The following is a 6,469-nucleotide window of genomic DNA, read 5'->3' as shown; positions in this document are numbered from 1 at the left end:
AATCAATACTAAAAGAGTATTAAAAAGTTTTCAATTAGAAAAATACCAATTAAAATACATCAACTTAGGTCAATTTAAAGAGAAATTAGTTATTAATTTACTTCTTAATATAATTTTACCTATAATAGGTAGTATTATAAGTTTAGTTTTATTATATCTAATAAATTTAGAATTTATAAAAAATTTTATCTATTGGCTAGTTTTTGAAGGCATTATTTTTACTGGTATAGGTTTAATACAACATCTAAATATTTCTCTAGCTCCAGTAACTGCTGTAGCCTTGACTAGAGACGGAAAGTATTTGATTGATAGTTCAATAGAAAAGACTATTAAAGTTTGGAATCTACAAAGCAAAAAACTACTTTTCACTCTTAAAGGTCATACAGATTTAGTAACTGCTTTAGCTATTACCCCAGATGGTAAATATCTCATTTCTGGTTCTAAAGATAAAACTCTCAATGTGTGGGATATAGAAAATATAAAATTACTGTTCACACTATATGGTCATAGCGATTCAATCACTGATATAACAGTCACTAACGATGGTAAACAGGTTATTTCTAGTTCAAGTGATAGAACAATTAAAGTTTGGGATTTAGAAAATCGTAAGGAGCTTTTCACATTACGAGGTCATACTGAATCGATAACTACAGTAAAAGCAACACCCGACAATAAACAGATTATTTCAGCTTCAGCTGATAAAACTCTTCAAGTCTGGGATTTAGAAAGCCGCAAGGTAATTGCTAGATTCACTGGAGAAAGTGCTTTGTTATGCTGTTCTGTTGCACCGGATGGTATGACAATTGTGGCAGGGGAACAATCAGGTAGGGTGCATTTTTTGCGCCTTGAAGGGATGAGAGAGGAATCAAAGGAGAAGTAATTTTATCTGCCAAGGATTTCATTGACGCTAATACTCACATCGCTTAAGGCTTTAATTGATAAAGTTTGACTGCTAGCGAACTTTTGCATAAGCTGATATCCTGCGGCTGTTGGTTGTTGATAAACTTCCACAATTTCCTCGTTAATATTTACTAACCAAACTTCAATTATGTTTGCTTGTGCATATAAAAGGATTTTCTCTTCCCGGTCATACTCGATAGTTGAATCAGCTACTTCAATTAATAAAAAAATATCCTGGGGTTGGGGGTGTGCAGTGGCGTAAAAATCATCACGGGGTTTGAGTAATGCTACATCTGGCTGAGGTTGTGAGTTATCGTTTAATGCAACTGGATTTTGAGCCGCAACTATGACGCGCTTACCTAACAACTGCACTAACAAATTAATCAGGCGATTTACACAAGCCGCGTGTTTTGTCCCAATAGGCTACATCTCTATAATTTCTCCCCGAATCAATTCCACTCGGTCATCTTCTGTGAGAATCCCCGACTCAATCATTTTCTGATATTGCTCAACTGTGAATTTTCGTCTTAATAACTGCACAGTCATGACTACCTCCACTGTTGCCTCATCTTATAATTATTCCTCACAATTATGAATTCACCACCCAAACCACCAACAAAAATTAATTCCAGAGGACATCCCACAGATTTTGAGCAAATTATTCAAGCCAAAAGCCTAAACTTTGTCGGTCGTGAATTTGTCTTCACGGCTATTAACAACTTTCTCCACCGCCATCGCCACGGTTACTTCACTATCATTGGCGCACCCGGTAGCGGTAAAAGTGCAATTCTCGCCAAATATGTGACAAACAATCCTCAAGTTATTTATTACAATGCCGAACTTGAGGGTAAAAATGGTGCTGACGAATTTCTCATAAATATCTGCACGCAACTCATTAATCAATACTCGCTTAATTACACCTCTCTCCCTAATAACGCCACAGAGGGAAGTTGGTTTTTCTCTAGTCTTCTCCAGCAAATCAGCGATGAGTTAGAACCTCATCAAAAACTGATAATTGCCATTGATGGGTTGAATTGCATTGACCGCAACAGCCAACCATCTGGTACAAATCTGTTTTATCTCCCCCGCTATCTCCCGGATAAGGTCTATTTCCTCCTCACTCGTAGACCTTTCTTGCGGGACAAGTCGGGTTTATTAATTGAAACGCCGTCGCAAAGTCTTGATTTAGCAGATTATCCAGAAGAAAATCGTCGGGATATTCAAGCTTGTATTCAAAATTACCTAACCCCCTTAACCCCCCTTCCCTACGAGGGAAGGGGGGGACAAAATTACTCCCCTCCCCTTGTAGGGGAGGGGTTGGGGGAGAGGTCAAGTCTTAAATCTTGGTTGAGTAATCACCAGATTAATGAAGAAGAATTTAGCGACCGCCTCACTACTGAATCCGAAAATAATTTTATGTACCTTAGCCAAATTATAAATGCGATACTTGGAGGTTTTTACCCGGAACCTTTCCAGTACAACCAGTTAACCCCGGATATAGCAGCATATTACCAGCAGCATTTACAGAATATGATTTCATCTGGGCAAGAGGAAGGCTTTAACATAGCTGTGCTAAATGTATTAGTACAGCAAAAACAACCAATAGCAGTAGAAGCGATCGCTCATATAATTGATGCAGATGAATATGAAGTTGAGGAAGTACTAGAAAATTGGCTTGAGTTTTTACAGCAGCAACGAATTGCTGGAGAAACCCATTACAGCCTCTATCATTCCAGTTTTCGCCACTGGCTAAGTAGACAACATATATAATATTCTAGGTGCCTTCCTAACACTCCCCGTTCATAGAGAGATAAATTAAACTATGTGCATTTTATGTTAATGGCGTTTCTGACGCTTTGCCATTTTTGCAAAAGGTAGGGAACAATGGGTGCATTCCCCTAGCTCCCAATCAGCAGGGATTAAAAATTGTGTCTCACAGTTAGTGCATTTTGTTAACAAACCCAACTGGTGGCGATCGCACTTCATTTTGTCCTTAAACTGCCACTCAATTCGATGACAAGGTACTTCTGCATAACAAGCAGCACATAACCGAATTGGTCTAGGTTTCATCGTTACGCCTTTGGGTGGCAGCATCTCATATATTCTAGTGGCTGGTACACCAATAAGCTTGCCTAACGCTTCTAATTCGTCACTGCTAGGAAATGGATTGAAATAAAGCTTCTCCCATCGCGTTGTGACAGCACCTATACCAGCAATTTTTCCCAAAGAGTACCCAGAAGGAAGGCTATTAGCTTTGAAGCGGCGCAACCGCCCCAAGTAATGACTAATACTTTCTCCTTCATATGGTTCAACATAGCCCAATCTGGGCAAAGCTTCATAATTGTCATGAATTCTTATTTCTCTTTTCGGGGGGAATGTATCCTTTTCCATACCGATTAGCGATTTTTCCTAAAATACCTTGATCAACTCTGACAAAACCATTTTTGAGAGAATGTAAAACTGCTTTCGTTAATATCTTGACCAGCAATCCGATTCGTCCACTTGTACTTTGCCATAGAATCTCAAATGTAATTCCTTCACATAAATTTGAAGCTTGGGGTAAAGCCAGAACATCAAATTCAATGGTGCTTAGTGTCTTTTTAAAATCATCATCTTCTAAGGTGTCAAACTCATAAAGTGTTGGAAAGCTAGTTAACAAATCACAATCATATAAAATTTTATCTAGCTCCTGCCCTCCAACTAAGACAACAGAAACATTAGATTCGTCAAAAAGTTGCTTTAGGTCTAATAATGCCTCTCTTTGGAGATTTTCAGCATTATCAACAATGACTTGTTCTATCCCAAATAATTCCAAACTACCAGCTAATCTTGGACGTAAATCTTCTCGTTTACCTGTTGGTGCTGCGTGGTTAATATCCTTAAGAATTTGCGAAAACAGACGCTTAGAACTTGATGCTGACCAAGCTCTTACATACGATACTTTCTTCCTATCCTCCTCCCGATAATGAACCGAGGCTCGGCTTTTCCCAACATCTCTTGGCCCAACTACTCGACCACATTGTTTTAATATTCGCAACTCATCTAGCCATCTGAAATATTCACAAGCCCGATCAGTGGGTATAAAGCAATTACTAAATATCTCTTCAATTTCAACGACTTTAGCAAGTTGATTATTTAAATCTAGTTGAGGAGCTAAGGTTTCAACATTAGACTGAATTGCTAGTTGTGATTGTGCCATACATCACCAAATATTCTTTAAATTTTGTTTGCGTTTAGAAATAACTAACTGATGCCTTTCTTGTTTTAGATTATCAGCTTGCTCAGACACTTCTATTTGCACCTCAGTTTTTTGAACCTTTATTTCCTCCCTAGAAACTCTCTCTGGCAATACTTCAATTGGGTCATCATTCTCTACATAATTCTTAGCTCTACTTTTTCGTAATTCAACAACATTAGAGTTTTTCTTAGAACCAGAACGTAAGCGTTTTTGTTCTGCTTGTCTTCTTTCTTTTTTTTCCTGTTTACGCTCTTTTACAAGCTCTTTACGCTTACCTAATGCTAATAGAGCATCATAATTAGAATGCTCTCTACGAGCTTTGCTACGCTCCTTATTAAGACTTCTCAATTCTTCAAAACTCAATTCTTGAGTATCCATGTTTACTGCATGAACGTAGCCTAAGAAATTTCCTAGATCATCATTTGCATCACAACTGTAGACATATAATGTCAGGATATGGTCTGGGTCATATCTCAGCGTCACATATTCACCTTTATAAGCCCTGAGTGATTCTCCTCGATAAACCAAGTTCTCGAACTGGATAGAACCATGAGCTTGAACAACTCGTTGAGTTTCTTTCATTAAACAAATATCCAATTCTCGCTCATCCAAAGGCTCAGGTAGTTTTCCTCCCATTCCCTTGAACCATCTTTCAAATCTTGTCTCGCGGGGATCTTTGGGATAAGGTTCATGATTATAAATGTCACAAAAGAAACTAGCCAAAATCTTGTCTATATCCTGTATGCCCAAACAAGCTTCTTTTTCTGCGTTTTCAGGGCGTTCCTGAACATTAGATCCTGTGTAACCAGGTAAGTCTTTGAGAACTTGAGTATTAATCGTTTTAAAAATCCGTTCTACAATACCACCTTGGTTTGGGCGATCGCGCAATTCGCATTGAAATCGCAGTTTCTTGCCGATGGCTTTGAGATGTTTAGAGCGAAAATCTTTGCCGCCATCAGTGAAAAAGTATTGAAAAGGAGGGCCATAACCCCAAGGTTTACTCAATTCATAATCATGGGGATACTGCTTGGGTAATATAGAATGTCTTAAAGCAAGAGCCACTTCAGCAGACCCAGGTTGTTTTATCCATAAGTGGAAACCTAAAACACAACTGGAGAAAGTATCAACAACAGTAGTTAACCAAGGTCGCTCAGGTAATAACACACCGTTACTATCAACTATCCGAATATCCAGTTCTGTATGGTCACATTGAATAATTTGGTTGCTAAACTCAGCTTTTAGTTGCTTGCCATCTCGTGTTTCCACCGTCAACCAAGATCCAGAACCTGGATTTCTAATTTTTTTCTTCCGTTTTTGTTGCTCTATTAACGGATTTAAAATTCGGTAGACAGTAGCCGGATGAGGATAGTCTCCTTGCTCAAGCCCAAGGTCAACGATCGCGTGGCGCTTTACCTCACGAACTACAGATGCTGGCGACATTGGATGTTTTTCTTTTAGGCTATTTTCGTAAATTCTTTTTATATATTGTTGCCAGTATTCGCTAACTCGATGTTTGCCCTTGTCACAGCGCTGTACTCCGGCTGTCTCATTTAATCTGTCTCCATTGTATTCTTTGAGAAGACGCTCCACCTGCCGAGTAGAAACACCAAGAGTGTCTGCAACTGCCTGTTTTCTCTGAGACTTAATCTGTCGATTCGGTGATTCAGCAAGCCATTGAATAAGATTAAATTTGAGCTTCTGGCTATCTGAGGATTCCAGAATAATATGTAATGGATCGACCACAAAATTACTTTCACCAAGGAAAATAGCTTCCGTAACTTGTGTCAATTCTCCGGTTAATCCAAATTCTTTGTCTGGCATTTAAGCGAGGAGAATGTAGTTATTGGTAGTATTAATGTACCATTAACTGAAGAAAATGCGACATTGAATTTGCAATGTGACAAAATTTAGATTAACGACATTAATTTGCGAGTTTTAATGTTAGCGACATATAATGTGCGAAGTCGGGAATTTGGCATTTTTGGCTGACAATGTTTTGAAAGCTTTATATGATAAGCGTTTTAGATGCTCAAGATGCTCATGTCGTTATTTGCGAAGTGCGACATATAATGTGCGAATGTACAGTACATGTACGGTGAACTGTTGATTCTCCTACAATTAGCATTGAAGCGATCGCCTCGTCTTGATAACCTTGATCTGCCAACAGTAGAATCTGCGAGCGTTTCAATACACGAGCCGAATTTTTACCTTTCTTGGTTAAATTAACTAATTGTTGATGCTCTTTATTGAATCAGGTTAACAGTATATTTAACTGTCATAGGTCTTAAGTGTTTTAAAACTATACTCTCATTGAAAACACTACCTGTCAAA

At 38.3% G+C, this 6,469-nt stretch carries 5 protein-coding genes and 1 pseudogene; 2 read left to right on the top strand and 4 right to left on the bottom strand.

What is annotated here, in order from left to right:
• A partial coding sequence (locus ACM5QX_RS29180) for a WD40 repeat domain-containing protein (protein ID WP_414756702.1) occupies positions 1 to 880 on the top strand: 880 nt, incomplete at its 5' end.
• A 2-nt stretch (positions 881 to 882) separates the two neighbouring features.
• Here the strand turns inward: ACM5QX_RS29180 and ACM5QX_RS29175 are convergent.
• Positions 883 to 1,446: pseudogene (locus ACM5QX_RS29175) on the bottom strand (Uma2 family endonuclease).
• Between the two features lie 45 nt (positions 1,447 to 1,491).
• On the opposite strand from ACM5QX_RS29175, the gene ACM5QX_RS29170 reads away from it, so the two are divergent.
• Entirely contained in the window at positions 1,492 to 2,670 is a 1,179-nt protein-coding gene (locus tag ACM5QX_RS29170; protein ID WP_414756701.1) for an AAA family ATPase, read from the top strand.
• 66 nt (positions 2,671 to 2,736) lie between these two features.
• Here ACM5QX_RS29170 and ACM5QX_RS29165 read toward each other — a convergent pair whose 3' ends face one another.
• From ACM5QX_RS29165 to ACM5QX_RS29155, 3 genes are read right to left on the bottom strand one after another with little or no spacing between them, the layout of a single operon-like run.
• Positions 2,737 to 3,291 carry a TniQ family protein gene (locus ACM5QX_RS29165; protein ID WP_414756700.1) on the bottom strand — a complete coding sequence of 185 codons (555 nt, stop codon included), beginning with the start codon at positions 3,289 to 3,291 and terminating at the stop codon, positions 2,737 to 2,739.
• Entirely contained in the window at positions 3,245 to 4,099 is an 855-nt protein-coding gene (locus tag ACM5QX_RS29160; protein ID WP_414756699.1) for an AAA family ATPase, read from the bottom strand. Before ACM5QX_RS29160 ends, ACM5QX_RS29165 begins: the two co-directional genes overlap by 47 nt.
• A gap of 3 nt (positions 4,100 to 4,102) precedes the next feature.
• Entirely contained in the window at positions 4,103 to 5,959 is a 1,857-nt protein-coding gene (locus tag ACM5QX_RS29155; RefSeq protein WP_414756698.1) for a Mu transposase C-terminal domain-containing protein, read from the bottom strand.
• Between the last annotated feature and the right edge of the window lie 510 nt (positions 5,960 to 6,469).

Origin of the sequence: Anabaena sp. CCY 9910, from assembly GCF_963920875.1 — a bacterium.
GTDB classification, from domain to species: domain Bacteria; phylum Cyanobacteriota; class Cyanobacteriia; order Cyanobacteriales; family Nostocaceae; genus Trichormus; species Trichormus variabilis.
The sequence above is the reverse complement of the archived record's forward strand: the minus strand, read 5'-3'. Positions and strand labels throughout refer to the sequence as shown.